Annotated in this window: 14 protein-coding genes; 9 read left to right on the top strand and 5 right to left on the bottom strand. The window is 43.6% G+C overall.

All coding sequences use genetic code 11. From position 1 onward, the window contains the following. Positions 1-3: 3 nt before the first annotated feature. The 5 genes from H8B17_RS00685 to H8B17_RS00665 form a co-directional block, all read right to left on the bottom strand. A complete protein-coding gene (locus H8B17_RS00685) occupies positions 4-2049 on the bottom strand; it encodes a RagB/SusD family nutrient uptake outer membrane protein (RefSeq protein ID WP_190307264.1) in 2046 nt (681 codons plus the stop codon). 36 nt (positions 2050-2085) lie between these two features. Next, positions 2086-5442 (bottom strand): SusC/RagA family TonB-linked outer membrane protein, encoded by a 3357-nt coding sequence (locus tag H8B17_RS00680; RefSeq protein WP_223816268.1) that lies wholly within the window; start codon positions 5440-5442, stop codon positions 2086-2088. Between the two features lie 368 nt (positions 5443-5810). Continuing rightward, the gene (locus H8B17_RS00675; RefSeq protein WP_190307263.1) at positions 5811-6590 is read right to left on the bottom strand and encodes a rhamnogalacturonan acetylesterase; all 780 of its coding nucleotides are present in this window, start codon (positions 6588-6590) and stop codon (positions 5811-5813) included. 12 nt (positions 6591-6602) lie between these two features. Further along, positions 6603-7601, bottom strand: coding sequence for a pectinesterase family protein (locus H8B17_RS00670; RefSeq protein WP_190307262.1), 999 nt, complete (start codon positions 7599-7601; stop codon positions 6603-6605). A 52-nt stretch (positions 7602-7653) separates the two neighbouring features. Next, positions 7654-9288 (bottom strand): glycoside hydrolase family 43 protein, encoded by a 1635-nt coding sequence (locus H8B17_RS00665; protein ID WP_190307261.1) that lies wholly within the window; start codon positions 9286-9288, stop codon positions 7654-7656. Positions 9289-9472: 184 nt separating this feature from the next. Between H8B17_RS00665 and H8B17_RS00660 the strand changes: the two genes are divergently transcribed. The 9 genes from H8B17_RS00660 (at position 9473) to H8B17_RS00620 (ending at position 21713) form a co-directional block, all read left to right on the top strand. Then, positions 9473-10225: a rhamnogalacturonan acetylesterase gene (locus tag H8B17_RS00660; RefSeq protein WP_190307260.1), complete on the top strand. Its 753-nt coding sequence runs from the start codon at positions 9473-9475 to the stop codon at positions 10223-10225. A gap of 3 nt (positions 10226-10228) precedes the next feature. Continuing rightward, entirely contained in the window at positions 10229-11239 is a 1011-nt protein-coding gene (locus H8B17_RS00655; RefSeq protein WP_190307259.1) for a zinc-binding alcohol dehydrogenase family protein, read from the top strand. Positions 11240-11721: 482 nt separating this feature from the next. Next, positions 11722-13638, top strand: a complete 1917-nt coding sequence (locus tag H8B17_RS00650) for a glycoside hydrolase family 88/105 protein (protein WP_190307258.1) — start codon at positions 11722-11724, stop codon at positions 13636-13638. Positions 13639-13643: 5 nt separating this feature from the next. Beyond that, positions 13644-14678, top strand: a complete 1035-nt coding sequence (gene pelA, locus H8B17_RS00645) for a pectate lyase (RefSeq protein WP_190307257.1) — start codon at positions 13644-13646, stop codon at positions 14676-14678. Between the two features lie 4 nt (positions 14679-14682). After that, on the top strand, positions 14683-16182 hold the full coding sequence (locus H8B17_RS00640; protein ID WP_190307256.1) for a tagaturonate reductase: 1500 nt from the start codon (positions 14683-14685) through the stop codon (positions 16180-16182). A 115-nt stretch (positions 16183-16297) separates the two neighbouring features. Beyond that, positions 16298-17944, top strand: coding sequence for a UxaA family hydrolase (locus H8B17_RS00635; RefSeq protein ID WP_190307255.1), 1647 nt, complete (start codon positions 16298-16300; stop codon positions 17942-17944). A 12-nt stretch (positions 17945-17956) separates the two neighbouring features. Further along, positions 17957-19357 carry a glucuronate isomerase gene (gene uxaC / locus H8B17_RS00630; protein ID WP_190307254.1) on the top strand — a complete coding sequence of 467 codons (1401 nt, stop codon included), beginning with the start codon at positions 17957-17959 and terminating at the stop codon, positions 19355-19357. Between the two features lie 197 nt (positions 19358-19554). Continuing rightward, positions 19555-20214: a beta/alpha barrel domain-containing protein gene (locus H8B17_RS00625; RefSeq protein WP_190307253.1), complete on the top strand. Its 660-nt coding sequence runs from the start codon at positions 19555-19557 to the stop codon at positions 20212-20214. Positions 20215-20261: 47 nt separating this feature from the next. Continuing rightward, positions 20262-21713: an MFS transporter gene (locus tag H8B17_RS00620; protein ID WP_190307252.1), complete on the top strand. Its 1452-nt coding sequence runs from the start codon at positions 20262-20264 to the stop codon at positions 21711-21713. Positions 21714-21731: the final 18 nt, after the last annotated feature.

Raw genomic sequence — 21731 nt, 5'->3', positions numbered from 1 at the left:
AATTTAATTGTTGGGTAGCCCGTAACCGTTTCTTACTTTGCCTTTCGATTGATCGATTACCGTCAATGGCATAGGATGAAAGTAGCGAGGAGCCAAATTTTCTCTACCCACAACGCCATCTAGAATAGCGGCTCTATACATAGCCGGGTTGGTCCCCTGCAACATTTTGACCGCCCAGTCAGTCTTTACGTAGCCATTAGCTTCTAGTGCTATAGCTTCTGCTCCACTCGGGTTGATGTAACTGTACAGACCTTGGACGGCTAGGTTTTTAGCAGTAATGCTAGCGTGAGCAGCCGCATTCCAGTTGAAGATTCCTCGCCATCCTGGGAAGCGTGCCGGATCGTTTGGATCGGTGCTTTCCTGTGTAACCACGGCCGCTGAGCTGCCCGGAGTTAGTTGGACATGCTTCGTCCAGATATAATTAGAAATCGTTCGGCCACTTGGAAAGGTATAATAACCGTTGCTAGCCAATCCAGCCAACATGTTTTCCATTTCCTGACGAACTTGAATAGCTCTTTCGTTGAATTTTCCCGAACGTATCATATCCCAGCGAACATCTCCTTCACCAAGTAATTCCAATTTACGCTCTTCGTAGACCGCGTCGAGGAGTGCTTCTCCACTTAGCGCAGGAATATTGGCACTAGTATGGCCAAATGCCCGAGCGCGGATTTGATTGACAAGGTTTACGGCACCACCATTATCGGTGCCGAGAATGGCCTTTGCCTCGGCTAACATCAACATGGCATCCGCCATACGCATGACCGTATAATTCATGCCGGAGTTACGGAAGGCATTATTTGGGATTAATGGATTGTCCCCTCGGTTTTGATCCCATTTATTGATAGCGGGACCTCCGCCGCCGATACGTGTTCCGGCGCCCATCGGCATCAAAGTTTCTCTTCCGGTTGCCGCATCGCTACCGGTTACCACCATGCTGACATCGCGTCGTCTGTCTCCATCTTCGTAGCCATTGTAAAAGAAGGATGGCACGATGCGGATAGCAGCAAAAGTATTGAGTACCGAAACAGCTCCGTTATTCGAACCGGGACGTCCCTGTGAATATGGATGCTCCCCTCCGAAGCCTGGCGCACAAGCGACTTCGTATAAGGACTCTGGACTGACACGTCTGGAGTTGATTTCTTGCCAGTGTACTTGAAACGGGTTATTTACAGCTCTGCTATCTGTGGTAATAAGTCTAGCGGTTCCATTATGCGTGTTGACAGCAAGGTTAAGATATTGCTCTGCCACCCGGATATAATCCATGTAGTCTTTTCGTCGGGCATAGACACAGGTCCCGTCGTCTGTTCCCTTGTAATCAAACTGTATGTCACCATATAAACCTGGTACATCCGTACGGATAGTTTGCCAACCACCAGCATGCAAAGCAATTTCACCAATAAGGGCGTTTGCATAGGAGCGGTTGAGACGTTCTGCCGTGACACCGCCTTCGCCTACTTTATACATCAAACCTTCTACTGACTTTAATTCGGCAATCAGGGTGTCCATGATCGCAAAGCGTGATTTCAATTCGTAGTCTTGTACATAGGTGTTCTCATAACCGAATGGCACATCTCCAAAGTGACGCACCAACTCCCAGCCACAGAGCGCCCACATCGTTTTTGCTTCACCATAGAGCTGTTTCCATTCCGTGGCTTCGTTGGTTTCCAGAACGCCTTTGTCTTGGATGATCGCTGCGATTCGAGAGGCGCGCGCCAAAATAATATTCAAACTATTAAACTGTGTGGCAGCATTGCCCACGGCAGAGGCTTCCGGCTGTAGTCGTGCGATCACATTATTCCCGGTGGGATATTCACTCATGTATTCGGCATCGGATCCCAATGGATCTTGCCAGTTGTAGTTGCCACCAGCAGCCACGTTTGTGCGGTATTCGCCGTAAGCCCACGATAAGGTTTTTGCGGCTTCCTCTGGACTCGACATAACAAACTCGTTGTCACTTTGTCCTGGGTTGGTGACGTCTAGATAGTCTTTACATTGGAGAAACATCGTAGATGTTAACGCCAAGTATATATATAAAGCTATTCTTTTCATGATTCTTTTGTTTAATTTTTTAATCAATCATACGGTTTAAAAAGTGGCACTTAATCCGATCACAAACTGACGTGGACGGGGATAAGTGCCCCAATCGAAGCCTGGCGTAGGATAGCGCGAGTTATTGATATTTGGGTTCGCATTCACTTCGGGGTCAATTCCGGAGTATCCGGTTAATGTGGCTACATTATAGATCGTACCATAAATACGTAACTTATTAAGTCCAATTTTGCTCGTTAGCGATTTCGTCATGCTATAACCTAATGTTAAGGTGTTCAGACGCAGGTATGATCCATTCTCGATACCAATATTACTCACATAGCCTTGATGTAGGTAGGTGAGTGGTAACGTAGCGTTCTGGTTTAATGCATCTAAAGCAGTAGGATTCGTTATCCGTTGGAGGTTTCCATCGGCGTCGATGTCGTAGATTTTATAACTATCGTTTACGATATCCAATTTGTTGCCGTATAATCCGCCTCCTTTGTTCCCGTTGTAAAGGCTAGCCAATTTGTTGGCGTTGTAAATTTGGTTCCCATAACTCCAGTTGAAATAAGCCCCTAGGTCGATGTTTTTATAGTTCGCCGTTATACTGATCCCGCCGGTGTGTTTTGGCGTCATGTTTCCGATTTCTACGTAGTCTTTGGTGTCGATTATACCATCACCATCGGTATCAATAAATTTAGGTATACCGGGATAAGCTTGCTGACCAGAAGGCACAACTCCTTTGTGGTGTGCAACGAAAGCTGCTGCAAGGTCTGGAACACCGTCTTTAAGGGTATACATTTGGGTGGCGGCATCGTAGTTAAAATCGCTGGTTTCGTAATACCCCTTACCTGCGGTTTGATAGCCCATGACGATACCCAATGGTTTCCCTTCTTGCAAGATATAATCGTTGCCTGGAATGCCCGACTGCAAGAACGTGGTGCCGTAAGCACTTTGTACGCCTTCTGCAAGTTCCTCGATTCGATTTTTATTGAAGTTTATATTACCCCCTGCTGTAATGTTCCAGTCTTCATTACGGAATACAGTGCCTGATAGCGATAACTCCACGCCTCTATTGCTGGTTTTTCCCACATTGGCGTAGCTGGTATTAAACCCTGTGATGGATGGAATATCGGTCAGCATTAGTAAGTCTTTGGTCGTGTTCTGGTATACATCCAACGTTCCCCAGATTCTATTGTTCCATAATGTGAAATCAAGCCCAAGGTTTCGGGTAATCGTAGTTTCCCATTTCAAATTGCGATTGGCCATCTGCGCGGAAGCTAAGTCGTAACCCGGCAGGATGATGTTACCCAAGGCTTGTTGGTAACGAGCGTCGCTCTCTGCTTCCCACAATTGGGACCACTGGTTTGGATCGACGGCATCGTTACCAACTTCTCCGTACGAGGCCCGGAGCTTTAGATCGTCTATCCAGCTTTGATTCTTTAAGAAAGACTCGTTAGAAAGGCGCCACGCGGCAGCCACAGCGGGGAAGTATCCCCAACGGTGTTCGGGAGAGAAATTTGACGAGCCATCTGCTCGCATGGTTACGGTCAGCATGTATCGGTCTAATAGTGCGTAGTTACCCCGTGCAAAATAGGAGAGTATTCTCGATGGAGTCGTAACACTACTGGAAACGATAAGGTTAGTAGAAACGCTGGTATCATACTGGTTGATCATCGCGAAAGCATTGTCTTTCGTGAAGTTGGCCGGAAAACGCATTGCGTCAATACGCATATCACTTCCGCCGGCGTTAGTGACTTCTTGGCCAGCTAATAAGTTAAGTCTATGCGTATCATTCTGTAGGATGTCATAGTTTAAGGTGTTTGTCCAACGGAGTCCCCAAGAGTCTCTCTTTCTCAAGTCGGCGTTACCTGCATATATGATTTTATCGATGCTTTCCATCGTACCTGTAGCGATATAGTAATTCGGATCTATGGTGGGTCCTTCCCAGTTTTTATTGGTCGTATAGGACCGTGATAGAGTTAGTTCCGTGCGGTACGTTAAGTTGTTCAGAATATTCCAGTTTAGGCCAGCAGTACCTAGTAAAGATTGTTCCAAGGCCAGGTTATCGTTATCCAAAGTCCTGTTTACCCCGTTTGTTACATCGTACATTACGGTATTTTCTTCGCCTAAACTAGAGTGCGTCAGGTAAGACAGATCCCCTTTGATATCTGTGATTGCGATGGGCCGAAATCGATAGGACGAAGAGAGGATAGAACCCGCACCATTGGTGGTTCCCTCGCTACCAAGCGATCGCCTATCGGTATAACGAAGGTCCACATTAAAATTCAGGTTTTTATGTAGCTTCTGGTCTATTTTGAATATGGCCGAAGCTCGTTTTGCATACGACATTAATTTCATTCCCTGCTCGTCCATATAGTTTGCAGCAAATAGTACTTTTGTTTTATCGTTTCCTCCAGCGATTGAAAGATCGTGGTTATGGGAGAAGGAACTGTTGTAAAGGCTTTTTTGGAGATTATAGGTTGGGACATCTCGGTATGCGTCGATACCCGCGGTGTTGCTGCCTCTGTTTTCGCCCAAGGCAAATAGCTGGGTAAAAGGGGTTACATAGTCGATGTCTTCATATGCATCTAACATGGCCCATTTAAACGCGAGGTAATCATAGGGGTTTAACGCTTCCATATAACCGGTAGGTCGGTTGAATTTGCTATAACCGGTATAGGTTACCGAGCTTCGACCTTCTTTGGCTCTTTTTGTCGTAACAAGCACAACACCGTTGGCACCACGTGCACCATAGATTGCGGTAGAAGACGCATCTTTCAGCACGTCGACACTTTCCACCATATCGCTCGGTATATCTGAAATGTTACCCGGAATTCCGTCGATAAGCACCAACGGTTCGTTGCTCTGCGAGATGGATCCACCGCCGCGGATGCGGATCGAAACATCACCATCGGGACGACCGTCTTGCGATATTACATTCACTCCCGGCATTTTCCCTTGCAATGCCTGCGCGACATTAATTACCGGAGCAGTTGCTAAATCCTTTCCACTAACAGACGCCACGGAACCGGTAAGATCACGACGGCGGACCGTTTGATAACCGATAACAACGACTTCATCGAGTGCTACGTCATCTTGGAGCAATGTGATAGATAGGGTCGTGTCTTGATTTGCTAAGGTTTCTTGTGTATTATATCCTGTATAACTGACGATAATGCTGTTTCCATTCGATATGCCCGGTAAAGTAAAAACACCGTTATTGTCTGTCGCGGTTTCGATTGTCGTTCCTTTTATCTTCACGCTCGCGCCCATAATGGGTGCCCCGGACTGGTCGACAACTATACCTCTCTGGGTTGCAGTCTGCGCCAAATTCCTTCCGCACAGCAATAGAATCGGGATGAAGATAAGAAGAAAGCCCTTTCTTCGCATTAAATTCATTCTTTTCATAATAGTATAAGGTTTATTTAATTACTTGTTTAAATCGGCATTTTACGGATGATAGAACGTATTGCAACCGGTTGTTTGATTTTTACCAAAACAAATCGATTCATTTGCCATCTATCCCTAGCGTTCGACTAGTTTAAATTTGCTTTTTTAAAATGATACCTATTAAAACGTTTATCCGTTGGATTATCACTCCTTTGAAACACAACGCTCTCCTAAAAAGTGCATTTGGTTTATTAATTATGTTATTACAATGATAGGGTATTTACTAAATTAACACAACGCGAATGTTTCAAAAAAGTTACGCAAACGTTGCCGGCAACGTTGTCATTCGTCTTGCGAACGAGCTATTTGTAACATCGGTTGCATAACTATAATCCTTTCATTGCGTCGAAAACCAACTGAGCAACAGCTTTACCTCCCGCCACTTGGAAATGGGTATTATCCTTCTGCCCGTCGGGATAGGCCCGAAATTGTCCGGCAGGAAAATTCATAAAATAACTTTTGGTGACATAATCTTGTCCTTTTTCTGAGAAATGAGCCATCGACAGTTCGTTTAGATCAATTAACTTGACATCCATTTCGATGGCCACGTCCTTCATAGCCTGGGGATATTCACCATGTACGTTGTGGAGCCTCCCCTCCTTCCATGGATAGTTTCGCGCTACCGGTGTAAGTAAAATCGGAAGCGCTCCTCGCTCGCGAGTCTGATTAATAAATAGACGAAGGAACTCTTTGTACCCTAGGGTATTCACGTACCGCTCAGGCTTATTCACCGCGCCGTCATTGTGTCCAAATTGCATCATTACCACATCTCCCTTTTGAAGGTTTTTGTATATTGCCGCCCAACGCCCTTCCTGAAAAAAGGTACGTGTACTTCGTCCGCCTTTGGCGCGATCGTCTATTTTTACTCGATCTATTTTGCCAAGAAGATGTTCCACGTGTTTTAAACTATCTGTGACAAAGAAAGGTTGAAAAACCTGTCCCCAGCCGACTAACGGATAGCGCTTGCTGTCGTAATCGTCTTCCAATGAATAGTCGGCGACTGTGGAGTCACCAATGAGATAGATGGTCGTTACCTTTTGATACGAGAAAGAAGTAAGTAAGATACAGAATACCAGGGTAAATACCGCGAGTTTATATCTATTCATAAAGTTTTCTGTTTATAAGGGATTCCATCCGTTTAGAACCTTTTCTTGACTATATTTTTTGAGATCTGATTTCTTTAACTGATGCGACCAATCTACTCTTTTTGACAGGTCTTTTGCACCTGGTCCACGACTACTGTATTCGGCATAAAAAGCTGTTTTCTCTTTATCGGGAAAGTTTTTATCGCCCGGCCAAGGATGCCACCCTTCTGGTGTAATATGTATACCCATTTCCGTATTCAGGAAGACGGTTTTGGCAAATGGGCGCCATGGTCTGCCAAGGTAAACCTTATTCACTTGCTCGTCCTTGGCCGTTAATCTGCAGGACTCAAAGACAAAACCATAGCGATCTTCAGTCGTTGTGGATGCGGCCGTGATATAGGAATTTGATAAACTCTCTATGTGACAATGTAGGAAATACGCCGTCGCAGCACCGAAGATAAAATCGGTCGTACCGTTGATAAAGCAGTTTTCAAAAAAGTTACGGGTACCTGCTTTCGCTAAATAAAGCGTGTCTTGATTACCTAAAATATGACAATTTCGAACAACCAGCCGATCCCCTGCTGTGTGCAAGGCTACCGCCTGCCCTACCCGTCCAGCGACATTGGCGATCGTTAAATTCTCCAGCGTGCAATCGTTGGCGTCGACTAATACCGTATAAGAGGTATACGTGCTGAATTTGGAATCCCCTGTGACGTCAATTCCGCGAAAAGGCTTGCCCGAATAATCATCAAATTGGATAATCGTTTTCGCGGCCCCCTCACCCTTCAGGGTAATGTTACGTTTAAACGAGGGAATGACGATTTTTTCGTTATAGGTACCCGCCTTGATATGGATGACTACCCGTTTTTCAGCATGATCCCTCACCTGATTAACGGCTGCTTGTACCGTCGTAAAATCACCGGATCCATCTTGAGCCACGGTTAGCTCAAATCGATTATCGATGGTTTGTCCCCTACCCGCTATCGCGATGAAGGCGGCACAAAATAGTAATAATATGCTGCGTACGTTCATATTTTATATGTATATAATTATTTCACGAGTTCGCTACGCTCGGTTTGTCTTTTTATTTTAGCGGTTCTACCCGAAACCAATCAAACTCAGCGTAGCCGCTATCGTTGATGTTATTATCCCGTATGGCATACAAGCCCAGCGTAGCACCAATCCATTTACCGGGTTGTGCTGTAAATGCTTCTCCTACCGAGGTATATTTTTTGCCATCCAGACTATAAGACCATTGGCAGATTGCCCCCTTGTTTACTTTTACGCGGAGATATATATAGTCCCCTTCTTGTAAATCGATAACATCTGTGACAGACTCTTTGCCCGAAGTTAACCCTTTTTCACAACGGGCATAGTGTAGTGTCTGTTTGCCTTTTCCCTGTTTAACGTAAAGTTGGCTGTAGTCTTCTCCCACTACCGCAAAACCTGCGCGTTCATTCTCTACCTTTTCGTTACCGATAAGCCGCATTTTGGTGGTTGCCATAAATTCCTCTGCAGGAAACTTCTGTGTCAACACATTAGAGATGTCTAACAAATTTTTGTAGGTTTCCGGGACCTGCTGTGTATATAAGGTCAAATGTCCATGCTTACTCGGCATAAGCCAGGTGCCATCTGGGTTGGCCTGCCATTGCCATTGCTTCCCAAGTAACGGCGTATCGAACTCATCCGATTCAGCAGGTGTTTCTACAGGATGAGTTTTTCCTACATTCGGCTTTTTATATGTTAAGACAGGTTCGCCAGTACCCTTGATATCATTCTCGACACCTATAACAGGCCAGTCGTTAACCCATTTCATCGGTTGCAGATGGACGATACGACCATAAGCATCCTTGTCTTGGAAATGTATAAACCAGTCTTCCCCTGTTTGCGTATCTATCCACGCCCCTTGATGTGGACCATTGGTGGCTGCGCTTCCCTGATGCATGGCAACATGCCGTTCGTATGGGCCATATATATTCTTGGAACGTAAAACGAGCTGCCATCCAGTAGCAACACCTCCGGCGGGGGCAAACAGATAATAATAGCCATTACGTTTATGCATCTTGGTTCCTTCAATGGTAGGGTCATCTTCATGTCCGTCGTATACGATAACGCCTCGATCCAGTACCTTGCTACCGGTTGCATTCAGTCGCGCAATAGCCACGACACTCTTTAGTCCAGCACGACTCCCAGCATAAGCGAAAGACAGATAATTGTTGCCATCCTCGTCCCAAAAAGGACAGGGGTCAATCAGACCTTTGCCCTCAAACACCAAAACGGGCTCTGACCAATCTCCGGATGGGTTTTCTGTCTTGACCATATAGATCCCGAAATCGGGATCACCCCAGTAGATATAGAATTCGTTTTCGTGATAGCGAATAGCGGGTGCCCACACACCATTTCCATGTTGTACCGCACGGAAAACATCTTCCGGTATTTGTCGAGGTAGAGCGTGTGATACGATTTTCCAATTCACCAAATCTTTGGAATGAAGAACAGGAAGTCCTGGGGCGTGATTGAAGCTAGAAGCCGTCATGTAAAAATCGTCTCCTACACGGATGGCATCGGGGTCGGAGTAATCGGCATGTAAAATGGGGTTTTGGTATCGTCCATCTCCTAAATCGGCAACCCATACAGATGAAACATAAGGGCTCTGTGCGAAAGCTGCTAAGCCGGATGATAGCACAAAAGCAAGTGAAAGTATAGAAAATTTGTTCATAGTCCTGTTTTTGATTTACATATTGGTAATCACAAGAATACACATTTCTTTGAAAGATGACAACAAGTAAATGTGCAATCGTTACCGGCAACGATTGCGTTTAATTTTATGGTTAATTCTGAAAAAATGTGGAAATTGACATCCCGAAGGATAAAGCGATGTTAAAATTAATAAACCAATAGATATGCGAAAAAAAAATATTTTGCGGCCGTTAAGTGGTATACTTATTTTGGGGCTTCTCTGCAGCTTTATGATGCGGCCTAGCAAAAAGAATATATGGATGATCGGGGATTCGACGATGGCTATCAAAGCACCAGACAAATTTCCGGAGACAGGTTGGGGAGTGGCGTTTGCGACAAAATTTAAGGCATATGCAGAAGTGCAAAATGAAGCAAGAAACGGCAGAAGCACAAAATCTTGTATAAAGGAGGGTATTTGGACAAAAGTATATGAAGGCATTCAGCCGGGTGACTATGTTTTTATTCAATTTGGTCACAATGATGAGAAAGTGCATAAGCCGAATACGGGAACAACGATAGAGGAGTATAAAGCAAATCTATCATTTTTTGTCACCGAGACACGCTCAAAAAAAGGCGAACCTATCTTGCTAACACCTATTGCCCGCCGTGCTTTTGAGGGCGGAAAACTCGTTGACACGCATGGTGAGTATCCCGACGCGGTGAGAGAAGTGGCGGACAGTTTAGGTGTACCCCTTATCGATCTCACGACACAGACCTCCAATCTCTTGACAGAATTAGGAGAAAAGGGATCAATAAGTTTATTTTTGCATCTTCCGGAAGGCTATCCAAACTACCCGAAGGGAGCGGTAGATAATACACATTTGAACGAACATGGCGCAGAAACCATTGCCAATCTCGTTGTTCAAGCTATAAAAGAACAAAGTATACCCTTAATGAACGATTTAAAAAAGAGATAATAGATGAAGAAATTAGTTTGCATGGAGCCAGGGAGATTTGCGTTTGAAGAGGCAGATATTCCTATTCCCGCAAAAGGAGAGTCCTTATTGCGTATCCGTAAAATTGGAATATGTGGAACAGATATCCATGCTTTTGCGGGTCGACAGCCTTTTTTTACTTACCCACGCGTATTGGGGCACGAGGTTGCTGCTGATTATGTAGAAGGAGATGCAGTAGGATTTGCGCCGGGCGATAAAGTAACGGTTATTCCTTATTTCACGGAAGGCAAAGATATTGCGTCGCGGATGGGAAAACCCAATTGTACGAATGATATGCGTGTACTAGGCGTTCATGTCGACGGGGCGATGGCAGAATACGTCGTCGTGCCCTCACACGCTTTGCGTAAGGAAGAAGGATTGGATTATGATGATCTGGTACTTGTAGAACCCTTGTCCATCGGAGCACATGGTATACAGCGGGGAGCGATCATCTCTGACGAATTTGTACTTGTAATCGGTGCAGGTCCAATCGGTTTAGGGATTATTGCCTTGGCAAATATTGCCGGTGCAAAGGTCATCGCGTTAGATGTTGACGATAACCGTTTAGCTTATGCGAAGGAATTAGGCGCTTCTTACACGGTTTCCGCGCTCGATGCAGATGTGCATGCACAATTGGCGAGCATAACGGATGGAGATATGGCTACACTCCTATTTGATGCAACCGGCAATACCGGCGCTATCAACAATGCTTTTCAGTATATGGCGCATGGCGCACGTTATGTCCTTGTGGGATTGCAAAAAGAAGAGATACATTTTAGCCATCCCGAGTTTCATAAGCGGGAAGGAACATTGATGAGTAGCCGAAACGCTCTAGCGAGTGACTTTGCATATGTTATGGAAAGACTGAGGGATAAATCATTAGACGCGGCACAGTTTATTACTAGACGCGTAAATTTTATGGATGTACCAGAATTATTCAACAATCCTGACAAACCCTTGCTTTCGGGTATCAAGACAGTCATAGAGTTTGATTAGCTTTTCAGGTATAGAGCACATGTATTTCTTTCGCAAACGTTACCGATAACGTTTGCGTTTTTAATTTTAGGCTAACTCACTGTTAAACTGATTATTAATCCCTACATTTAATTTTGATCTTGTTTATTGACCTTTGGACGGGGCTTTGTCACAAAGTCGTGTCAAAAAGAGGCAATGCCTTACAAAAGGATAGAGAAACTATCTACGTCAAGATGCGAACAACGTATGATTCTCCGGTAACGATTGCATAGTTTTTTCTTTCTTTTTCTATCCAAAGGATGTAGACTTGCTTGAGAAAGCAACCAAAAATAAACACGCAAGAGGTAAAATGAGACAAAAGAAACAATATATCAAGATAATAAATACTACTATACTGCTGATGTCGGGTTGGGGATGTAAGTGCATTTATACATAGCGCATCGGAAAAGGCGTTAACGGTACAGTAATGCAGCGAAAAATTAAAAATTAACGATAATAAAGAGATGAGGATACAGATAGGTATAATTAGTTGCTTATTGCTATTTATACAACTTGGTTTCGGACAAGAAAAAGCGTTGTCTGAAAAAATGGCTATTACGGCGATGGATTCGCTGTATAAAGATGCCCGTTTTACGAACAAAGAAAAAGGACCGCAGTGGACGTACGATATGGGTGTGGTATTAGAAGGGATGGTTGATGTTTGGCGGAATACAGGTGATAAAACCTATTTTGATTATGTACAGGGTTGGATGGATCAGTTTGTAACCGAAGATGGCGATATCCGTAACTATAGACCAGAAGAGTACAATATAGATCACGTCAAAAATGGGCGGTCGTTGTTGTTTCTGTATAAAGTTACCGGAAAACCGAAATATCTAAAGGCTAGCGAAAAAGTCTATAATCAGCTTTTGACGCACCCCCGGACCAAGGAGGGAGGATTTTGGCATAAGAAAGTATATCCTTATCAAATGTGGCTAGATGGCTTGTATATGGCTCAACCATTTTATACGGAATATGCCGATTTGATGGGAATTGACAGTATATACGATGACGTCGTGAATCAATTCACCTATATGGAGAATCATGCACGTGATGAAAAGACCGGATTGTTATACCACGGTTGGGATGAATCCCGTAACGAAAGATGGGCAAATCCAGAAACAGGTCTTTCCAAACATTTTTGGGCACGTGGTATGGGATGGTACGCGATGGCTTTAGTCGATGTGCTGGATTATTTTCCAACGGAACATCCGGGAAGGGAAAAGTTGGTGCAAATCCTACACCGGACATTAACGGCTGTCGCGAAGTATCAAGATCCAAAGACATCGGTATGGTATGATATCGTGGATTTAGGTACGCGTAAGGGGAATTATGTCGAAGCTTCGGCATCGAGCATGTTTGTATATGCTATGGCGAAAGCGGTGCGAAAAGGATATGTTCCGAAGACGGATTTTCAAAAGCATATTGATAAAGGGTATGCGGGCTTGGTAAAACAATTTATCACCCCAGATGGACCGGACCGAGTGAATATCAACCATGTGGTCACGGTTTCTGGCTTGGGGGGATCGAAAAACTATCGCGACGGTAGTTTTGAATATTATATGAGTGAACCCGTGAAACCAAACGACCCCAAAGGGGTAGGGCCATTTATTTCAGCTGCGTCGGAGATAGAATTTGCGCGGTCGGCAAAAAGTAAAAAGAAAGTTCATGTTACGTTAGATAATTATTATAATAACGAGTACAAGAAAGCACCGGACGGTCAAATGAAACCTTATCATTACCTTTGGGACGGTCAGGATAACAATGGTTTCTTTTTGTTAGGACGTATCTTTGAACAGTATGGAGGGGTTTTGAATACATTGCGGGAAGCGCCGACACAACAGAAATTGGCGAATAGTAATGTCTATATTATTGTAGATCCAGATACCGAAAAGGAAACGACAAGCCCTAATTTTATGAATGAGGCCGAGGCGAATGAAATTGCCCAGTGGGTTCGTGGAGGAGGCGTGTTGGTTTTATTGGCGAATGACGCGGGAAATTGTGAAATAGCGAAATTTAATACGCTGTCACAGAAATTTGGGATTACTTTTAATGAGGATAACCGCAATATGGTGAAGGGAAGCAATTATGCGGACGGTGCGGTCGTTATCCCTGCCAAAACGGGGATATTCAAAAAGACTCAAAAGATTTATGTGAAAGAAATATCGACGATAAATGCGGTAAAACCAGCGAAACCACTTGTGCAGGAACAAGGGGATATTATCATTGCGACCGCAAAATACGGTAAAGGAACTGTTTTCGCTATTGGCGATCCGTGGTTGTATAATGAATATGTAGACGGGCGTAAACTACCTGCAGAATACCAGAACTTTGATGCGGCGCATGAACTGGTGCAATGGTTACTAAAAAAAGCTAAATAAAAAAGATGTGGCATATTAGATTATCCATATGGTGCTGTTTGTTCGGATTATCTTTTTTGGCTTTCGCGCAAGAAAAGGATAGCTTAGCAGAGAAGGTGCTCGTGTACCAACTTCCGAATGGTGCATGGGGAAAACAGTTGGTGGATAAAAAAGCGGTTAACTATGCTTTGCCGTTAACAAAAGAGTTGCTTCAAAAAATCAACGCGACAGACGAAAAATACGCCACCATAGACAATGGTGCAACAACGCGAGAAATTAACATCTTGATCGAGGCCTATACCAAAACACAGCATACGAATTATCTAAAGGCGGCTCGCCGAGGAATAGAATACCTGTTGGAAGCACAATATGAAAATGGTGGTTTTCCGCAATACTATCCCAATAAATCCCTATATCGGGGACAAATCACGTACAACGATAATGCGATGATCAACGTACTGACGGTATTGGATAACCTGGCAAAAGAGAAGAAGGATTTTGTCGCTCTAGCGGACAATCGATTAAAAGAGTGTGCGATGGATGCGGTGACCAGAGGCATAGACTGCATCTTGAGAACACAAGTTATACAAGGAGATTCCTTGACCATTTGGGCAGCGCAATACGATGAGAAAACACTTCAACCCGACCAGGCAAGAGCGTTTGAGCCGGTTTCGTTAAGTACATCAGAATCGGTCAATATTGTTCGTTTTTTGATGAAACAGCCCGTAACACCGGAGATAGAAAAGGCCATAGAATCCGCTGTTCGTTGGTTCGAAGTACATGATCTAGAAGGTTATCGGTTTGATAAAACGACAAATTCGAAAACGGGGCAAATAGTTCGGGATTTAGTACCCGACAATACATCTGTAATATGGTCGAGATTTTATGATATCGAGAATAACAAGCCGTTGTTTGGCGATCGGGATAATAGCGTAACCTACGATTTTTCGGAAATATCCGATGAACGAAAAAATGGGTATGCTTGGTTTGGCAACTGGCCAATCAAATTATTGGAAAAAGAATACCCCAAGTGGAAGGAAAATAAAGTGATAAAAAAGTAAAAGCATGTTACTTTCAAGAGAGAATATAGAAAAAATAGATGTAAGCAAGGTTGAGTTACCAGAAGGTAGCTCCTTTGAATTGCCGGAACGCGTATTGCAGTTTGGCACAGGTGTGTTGTTGAGAGGGTTACCCGATTATTTTGTGGATAAAGCAAATAAAGCGGGTGTATTTAATGGTCGTGTTTTAGTCGTTAAGTCGACATCATCATCGGGTACAGATGAATTTGCAGAGCAGAGTGGGTTGTATACCTTATGCATAAAAGGAATAGAAGAAGGGCAGGAAGTGGTGAGGTATAGCATCAATAATGCGATTTCACGGGTACTATCTGCTTCGAAAGATTGGGAAGCGATTTTGGAGGCTGCACGCAATCCTGATATGCAGGTCGTATTTTCGAATACCACCGAAGTAGGGATCGTATTGAGTAACGACCAGATAACCGACAATCCACCCGCGTCGTTTCCGGGAAAATTGTTGTCTTTCCTCTATGAGCGCTATCGCTACTTCCATGCTGATACCACAAAGGGGCTGGTTATTCTACCGACGGAATTGATTTCTGATAACGCGACTAAACTGAAAAAAATCTTACACAGTTTAGCGGTACAAAACAACTTAGACAAAGACTTCTTGGTATGGCTTGATGAAGCGAATGACTTTTGTAACACTTTAGTAGATCGTATTGTACCTGGTCGTTTACCGAAAGAAGAACAGCAACAGACTGAGCAGGAACTGGGATACCAGGATCAACTCATGATTATGGCTGAGCCTTTCCGCTTATGGGCTATTGAAACCGATTCGCAGCGGGTAAAGCAAATTCTTTCTTTTGCGGAGGTGGACAGTGGCGTCGTCCTTGTTCCATCTATTGATAAATTTAAAGAGATCAAATTACGTTTGCTTAACGGGACACATACATTGAGTTGTGCTGCGGCTTTGTGGAGTGGTTTTACAACGGTAAAAGAAGCGATGCAAAACAACGTTTTTAATGCCTTTGTAAAGGGCTTGATGAAAAATGAAATCAGCAAAGCAATTGTAGATCAACATATTGAAACACAAGACGCCGAAGATTTTTCCAACCGTGTAATTGATCGGTTTAGCAACCCGTTCTTAGAACATCGGTGGGAAAGTATAGCCTTAAATTACACGTCCAAAATGAACATGCGTAACATTGCGCTGTTGGAGAAATGGTATAAAAAGAACTTAGTTCCCCCGCCACATATGGCATTAGGTTTTGCAGCGTATATTAAATTCATGAATACCAAAGCGCAAAACGGGCAATATGTACAGGAAATAAACGGACAAGAGATTGCATTGCAAGATGAATTCGCGCCTGTGTTATTCGATTATTGGAAGAACCCGCAGACGGTCGTACACAATGTATTGCACGATGATAGCCTATGGGGAAAAGATTTGACGACGTATCCCGAGTTTGAACAGGCAGTGAAGCAATATTTGGATGAAATAAACGCCAATGGCGTATTAAAAACAATTGAAACCTGCATGGACTAAACAGGTCCATGCAAGCTTCATTGCCTTAAAGAAAAAAACCGAGTGTAACGAGCTCATCTATACAATTGAGATTTAACACTCATAGATAATTATTAAATGAAAATTTAAATGCAGAATGGCAAGTAGAATATTAAGAATCCACCCGAAGGATAACGTCTTGGTGGCATTGCAAGATTTGTCAATGGGAGAGCAGATTGAATTTAACGGTGTCGTTTATACTTTGCCACAAGATGTGCCGGCAAAGCATAAGTTTTTTATGCAGGAAATGCACCAAGGGGATGAGATATACATGTATGGGGTATTGGTAGGGAAAACACAATATACCGTGCCGCTGGGTGGTATTATGAATACGGACAATACCAAGCATGCCGCGGATCCCTATACATTTCGACCTTATGAATACACTTGGGAGGCTCCGGATGTCTCCCGTTTTGAAGGGAGAACCTTTAATGGCTATGTGCGGGCGGACGGTCGAGTCGGGACAGCTAATTATTGGTTATTTGTACCAACGGTATTCTGTGAAAATAGAAACCTGGACGTTATCAAAGAAGCACTTCACAACGAATTGGGGTATTCCGTGACCGGAAAATATCGTGCTTTCACCCACGAACTATTAGCCGCGTATGAAGCTGGACAGGACATCAGTGCGTTGTCGCCTGAACAATTAAGTGTAGCTTCTCATCAAAAGAATAGGGTATTTAAGAATGTAGATGGTATAAAGTTCTTAAATCACCAAGGAGGTTGTGGCGGTATCCGGCAGGATGCGGCCGTTTTAGGGAAACTATTGGCGGCGTATGCCGATCACCCTAATGTAGCAGGTGTTACCGTTTTGAGCCTTGGCTGCCAGAATTTACAACTAAGCGATTTACTGACGGATATAAAAGAACGGAATCCGAACTTTAACAAGCCTATTCACGTTTTTGAACAGCAGCAGTCGAAAAGCGAAGAGCAGCTTATTAAAGAAGCTATACAGAAGACTTTCATCGACCTGATCGAGATTAATAAATTAGAACGGCAACCCGCACCGCTAAGCAAATTGACCTTGGGCGTGAAATGTGGCGGTAGCGACGGTTTCAGTGGAATATCGGCAAATCCCGCGGTAGGTTATACCTCTGATTTGCTCGTCGCTTTGGGGGGGAAAGTATTGCTGGCTGAATTTCCGGAATTGTGTGGAGCCGAGCAAAACCTAATTGATAGGACGATAGAACCGGAGGCGGCCCATAAATTCATCCGATTAATGGGAGCTTACAGCCAGGCAGCGGAAAATGTGGGCTCGGGGTTTCACATGAATCCGTCTCCCGGAAACATTCGGGATGGTTTGATTACGGATGCAATAAAGAGTACCGGAGCTGCAAAAAAAGGAGGAACATCGCCTGTGGTTGACGTACTGGACTATACAGAAGAAGCCACAAAACCGGGATTAAATCTTGTATGTACCCCTGGAAACGATGTGGAAGCAACGACCGGAAAAGCTGCGTCGGGCGCTACGTTAATTTTGTTTACAACGGGGTTGGGCACGCCCACAGGGAACCCTATTTGTCCCGTTATTAAGGTCGCCACGAATAATACACTGGCGCAACGGATGGCAGATATTATTGATATCAATACGGGGCCTATTATTGATGGTGATAAAACTATTGAGGAAATGGGAGAAGATATTCTCGAATATTGTATCAAAGCAGCCAGTGGCGAGATTATACCAAAAGCAGTTCAATTAAACCAAGACGACTTTATACCCTGGAAGAGAGGGGTTAGTTTATAAACAATCATGATCATGAAAACATTTTTAGACGACAATTTCTTATTAAATAGTAAAACAGCAGAAACGTTATATCACCAATTCTCCAAGAATTTGCCGATTATCGATTACCACAATCATTTGATACCGGAACAAATTGTGAACGATAGCCAATTCCAAAACATAAGTCAAGTTTGGCTGAATGGTGACCACTATAAATGGCGGGCTATGCGTGCCAATGGGGTGGACGAAAAATATATTACGGGCGATGCCTCTGATAAAGATAAGTTTTTGAAATGGGCGGAGACTGTTCCCTATACGCTACGTAACCCGTTGTACCACTGGACGCATCTAGAACTTCAGCGTTATTTTGGAATCCAGGATTTGCTATCACCCAAAACGGCAGAAAAGATCTACGAGGAAACGGCAGCTAAATTAGCAGAACCGAGCTATTCTGTTCGGGGGTTGTTGAAGATGATGAATGTAGAGGTCGTGTGTACCACGGATGATCCGATCGATTCCTTGAATTTTCACCAGCAGTTTGCAAAAGAACAGGAGAGCTTTAAGATGCTTCCGGCGTTTCGTCCGGATAAGGCTATGAACAGTGATGATGTGGAGGCACTGAATGCTTATATTGATCAAGTAGAGGCGGTAACAAATACATCTATTGGAAGTTTTTCGGCTTACTTAGACGCATTGAAGGCGAGACATGATTTCTTCGCTGACAACGGCTGTTCCGTATCCGACCACGGATTGGAGCAGATTTATGCCGAAGATTATACAGATCAGGAAATCGGGGCTATTTTCGAAAAAATAAGAGCAAATCAAACGCTAACACATAGCGAAAATTTGAAATTTAAATCAGCCATGTTGGTGCAGTTTGCCGAATGGGATCACGAAAAAGGCTGGGTTCAACAGTATCATTTAGGAGCGTTGCGTAATAATAACGCGCGTATGCTACGTGTAAACGGTCCGGATACAGGCTGGGACTCCATCGGTGATTTTAGCCAGGCGAAAGCACTTTCCAAATTCCTCAATCGATTGGATAACGAAGATAAGTTGACGAAAACGATTTTATATAACCTTAATCCGGCAGATAATGAGTTGATCGCTACGATGATCGGGAACTTTAACGACGGCTCCATTAAGGGAAAAATTCAATTTGGATCGGCCTGGTGGTTTCTTGATCAAAAAGATGGCATGACCAAACAGATAAATGCTTTGTCGAATATGGGATTATTGAGCCGCTTAGTTGGGATGCTGACAGATTCTCGAAGCTTCTTGTCGTTCCCAAGGCACGAATATTTCAGACGATTGGTATGTGATATTTTTGGAGAAGATGTAGAAAAGGGCGAATTGCCGAATGATATCGAGTGGATCGGAAAAATCGTAGGCGACATCAGTTATCACAACGCGAAAGAATATTTTAATTTCTAATCGCAAGCAGAGAATTTCGTTGATTACCAATTTATCATCTCTATGAAATGACAGGTAATCAACGAAATCCTTGTAGTAATCATTTTATGGATTTCTGCATGCAAATGGCTATCTTTCCGAAATATTCTAGCGACACCTAAACCCGTCAGCGAAAAGATGTTAAGGAAAATCTTTAAAAAGAACAAATTTACATTATAATGAGTAAGAGAAAAGAAGTTTTAGATGCAATTTTAAAACAAGGAATGCTGCCTTTGTTTTTCCATACAGACGAGCAGGAAAGTATAGCTATTGTAAAGACATTATATGCCTCGGGAATACGTGTTTTTGAATTTACCAATCGCGGAGAAGAAGCGAAAAGAGTTTTCAAAGCACTCATAAACGCCCGAAATGAGGAAATGCCGGAGCTTCAGCTCGGTATAGGTACGATAAAAACGAATGCCGAAGCAGAAAAATTTATTAGTCTGGGTGCAGACTTTATCGTCGCTCCTATCGTTACGCCCAGCGTAGGAGATTTAGCACATAGTCACGATTTATTATGGATTCCGGGCTGTATGACTCCTACAGAAATAGCTTTGGCGCAACAAAATAAAGCTGGTGTGATCAAGCTTTTTCCTGCGAATGTCCTAGGGCCAGGTTTTGTGTCTGCTATTAGGGAGCTGTTTAAAGGGCAACTGTTTATTCCCACCGGGGGAGTAGATATAGAGATCGAGAATTTAAAATCATGGTTTAAGGCCGGTGTTTGCGCCGTGGGAATGGGTAGTAAATTAATCAATCCCAAGCAGGTAAATGGACTAGCAGAAAAGACACAACAAGCATTGCAACTCATCGCGCGGGCTCGCGCGGAAAGTGAGGGATAAGTTTATTATAGCGAGAAACAAGAATTAAAAACAAAAAAACTATACCAATGAACATGGAAAAGAAAAGCAATTATAGGTGGACGATATGTGGCCTGCTATTTTTTGCAACAACGATTAACTATTTGGACAGACAGGTACTGTCGCTCACATGGAAAGATTTTATTGCGCCAGAGTTTCATTGGACAAATAGTGATTACGGATTGATCACAGCATTATTCTCTATATTTTATGCTGTAAGTATGCTATTTGCCGGGCGATTTGTGGATTGGATGGATACTAAAAAAGGCTTTCTTTGGGCAATTGGTATCTGGTCTGTCGGAGCTGTATTGCATGCATTTTGTGGTATTGCTACGTCGGGAATCGTCGCGGGAGAATGGTTTGTTGGATTTGAGGGAGCTAAGGAAGCAATCAGTCGCGTAAACGATGTCGCACTTGTTGTCAATGTGAGTGTCACACTCTTTATTTTTGCGCGCTTTGTGCTAGCCGTAGGGGAAGCCGGAAACTTTCCGGCAGCGATTAAGGCTACGGCCGAGTTCTTTCCTAAAAAGGATAGAGCCCTTTCTACCAGTATTTTCAACGCCGGAGCTACTATTGGTGCGTTGGCAGCGCCACTTACCATTCCGGTGATTGCCGCTCATTGGGGATGGGAGATGTCTTTTATCATAATCGGTGCTCTAGGTTTTGTTTGGATGGGCTTTTGGGTTTTTATGTATAAGAAGCCGCATAAGCATCCGAAGATAAACAAAGCCGAATTAGAATACATTATGCAAGATGGTGATCATCATATTGAACCGGAAGACGTTGTGGGGGTGGCTCCAGCTGAGAAAAAGAAAATGTCCTTCGCAGATTGCTTTAAATACAAACAGACTTGGGCCTTTGCGTTTGGTAAATTTATGACCGATGGGGTATGGTGGTTCTTCTTATTCTGGATGCCGGCTTATCTCTCTTCAGTTTACGACATTAAATCATCCGACACGGAAGGACAATTGGCTTTGTTCGTATTATACTTGATAACATTGTTGTCTATTATCGGCGGATGGTTACCTACCTATTTTGTTGATAAAAAAGGATTAAATCCGTATGACGGGCGCATGAAGGCGATGTTGTTATTTGCTTTCGTACCACTGGTTGTATTGTTAGCGCAACCGCTTGGCCATCTTTCATATTGGGTACCGGTGATATTTATAGGATTTGCCGGTGCGGCCCATCAAGCGTGGTCCGCGAACATTTTCTCGACCGTGGGGGATATGTTTCCACGAAGTGCGATTGCGACCGTTACGGGTATAGGCGGACTCGCCGGAGGTGTAGGGTCTACGTTTATCAACTACGGATCTGGACAGCTGTTTGATCATGCTGCGCAAACGCAAATGGTGTTCATGGGCTTTCAAGGCGAAGAAGCAGGTTATTTTATCGTTTTCTCGTTCTGTGCGATAGCTTATCTAATCGCTTGGGGAGTAATGAAAACTTTGGTGCCAAAAATGGAAATAATTAAAGAATAAAATAAATATTTTAATCAA

Origin of the sequence: Sphingobacterium arenae (assembly GCF_014692505.1) — a bacterium.
Classification (GTDB): domain Bacteria; phylum Bacteroidota; class Bacteroidia; order Sphingobacteriales; family Sphingobacteriaceae; genus Sphingobacterium; species Sphingobacterium arenae.
This window is presented reverse-complemented; position numbering and strand designations above follow the sequence as displayed.

Excerpts from the sequence above, each read along its gene's own strand:
- H8B17_RS00660 (WP_190307260.1), top strand. The coding sequence starts at position 9,473 with ATGCGAAAAAAAAATATTTTGCGGCCGTTAAGTGGTATACTTATTTTG.
- H8B17_RS00650 (WP_190307258.1), top strand. The coding sequence starts at position 11,722 with ATGAGGATACAGATAGGTATAATTAGTTGCTTATTGCTATTTATACAA.
- H8B17_RS00655 (WP_190307259.1), top strand. The coding sequence starts at position 10,229 with ATGAAGAAATTAGTTTGCATGGAGCCAGGGAGATTTGCGTTTGAAGAG.
- H8B17_RS00685 (WP_190307264.1), bottom strand. The coding sequence starts at position 2,049 with ATGAAAAGAATAGCTTTATATATATACTTGGCGTTAACATCTACGATG.
- pelA (WP_190307257.1), top strand. The coding sequence starts at position 13,644 with ATGTGGCATATTAGATTATCCATATGGTGCTGTTTGTTCGGATTATCT.
- H8B17_RS00635 (WP_190307255.1), top strand. The coding sequence starts at position 16,298 with ATGGCAAGTAGAATATTAAGAATCCACCCGAAGGATAACGTCTTGGTG.
- H8B17_RS00680 (WP_223816268.1), bottom strand. The coding sequence starts at position 5,442 with ATGAAAAGAATGAATTTAATGCGAAGAAAGGGCTTTCTTCTTATCTTC.
- H8B17_RS00665 (WP_190307261.1), bottom strand. The coding sequence starts at position 9,288 with ATGAACAAATTTTCTATACTTTCACTTGCTTTTGTGCTATCATCCGGC.
- H8B17_RS00640 (WP_190307256.1), top strand. The coding sequence starts at position 14,683 with ATGTTACTTTCAAGAGAGAATATAGAAAAAATAGATGTAAGCAAGGTT.
- uxaC (WP_190307254.1), top strand. The coding sequence starts at position 17,957 with ATGAAAACATTTTTAGACGACAATTTCTTATTAAATAGTAAAACAGCA.
- H8B17_RS00620 (WP_190307252.1), top strand. The coding sequence starts at position 20,262 with ATGAACATGGAAAAGAAAAGCAATTATAGGTGGACGATATGTGGCCTG.
- H8B17_RS00675 (WP_190307263.1), bottom strand. The coding sequence starts at position 6,590 with ATGAATAGATATAAACTCGCGGTATTTACCCTGGTATTCTGTATCTTA.
- H8B17_RS00670 (WP_190307262.1), bottom strand. The coding sequence starts at position 7,601 with ATGAACGTACGCAGCATATTATTACTATTTTGTGCCGCCTTCATCGCG.
- H8B17_RS00625 (WP_190307253.1), top strand. The coding sequence starts at position 19,555 with ATGAGTAAGAGAAAAGAAGTTTTAGATGCAATTTTAAAACAAGGAATG.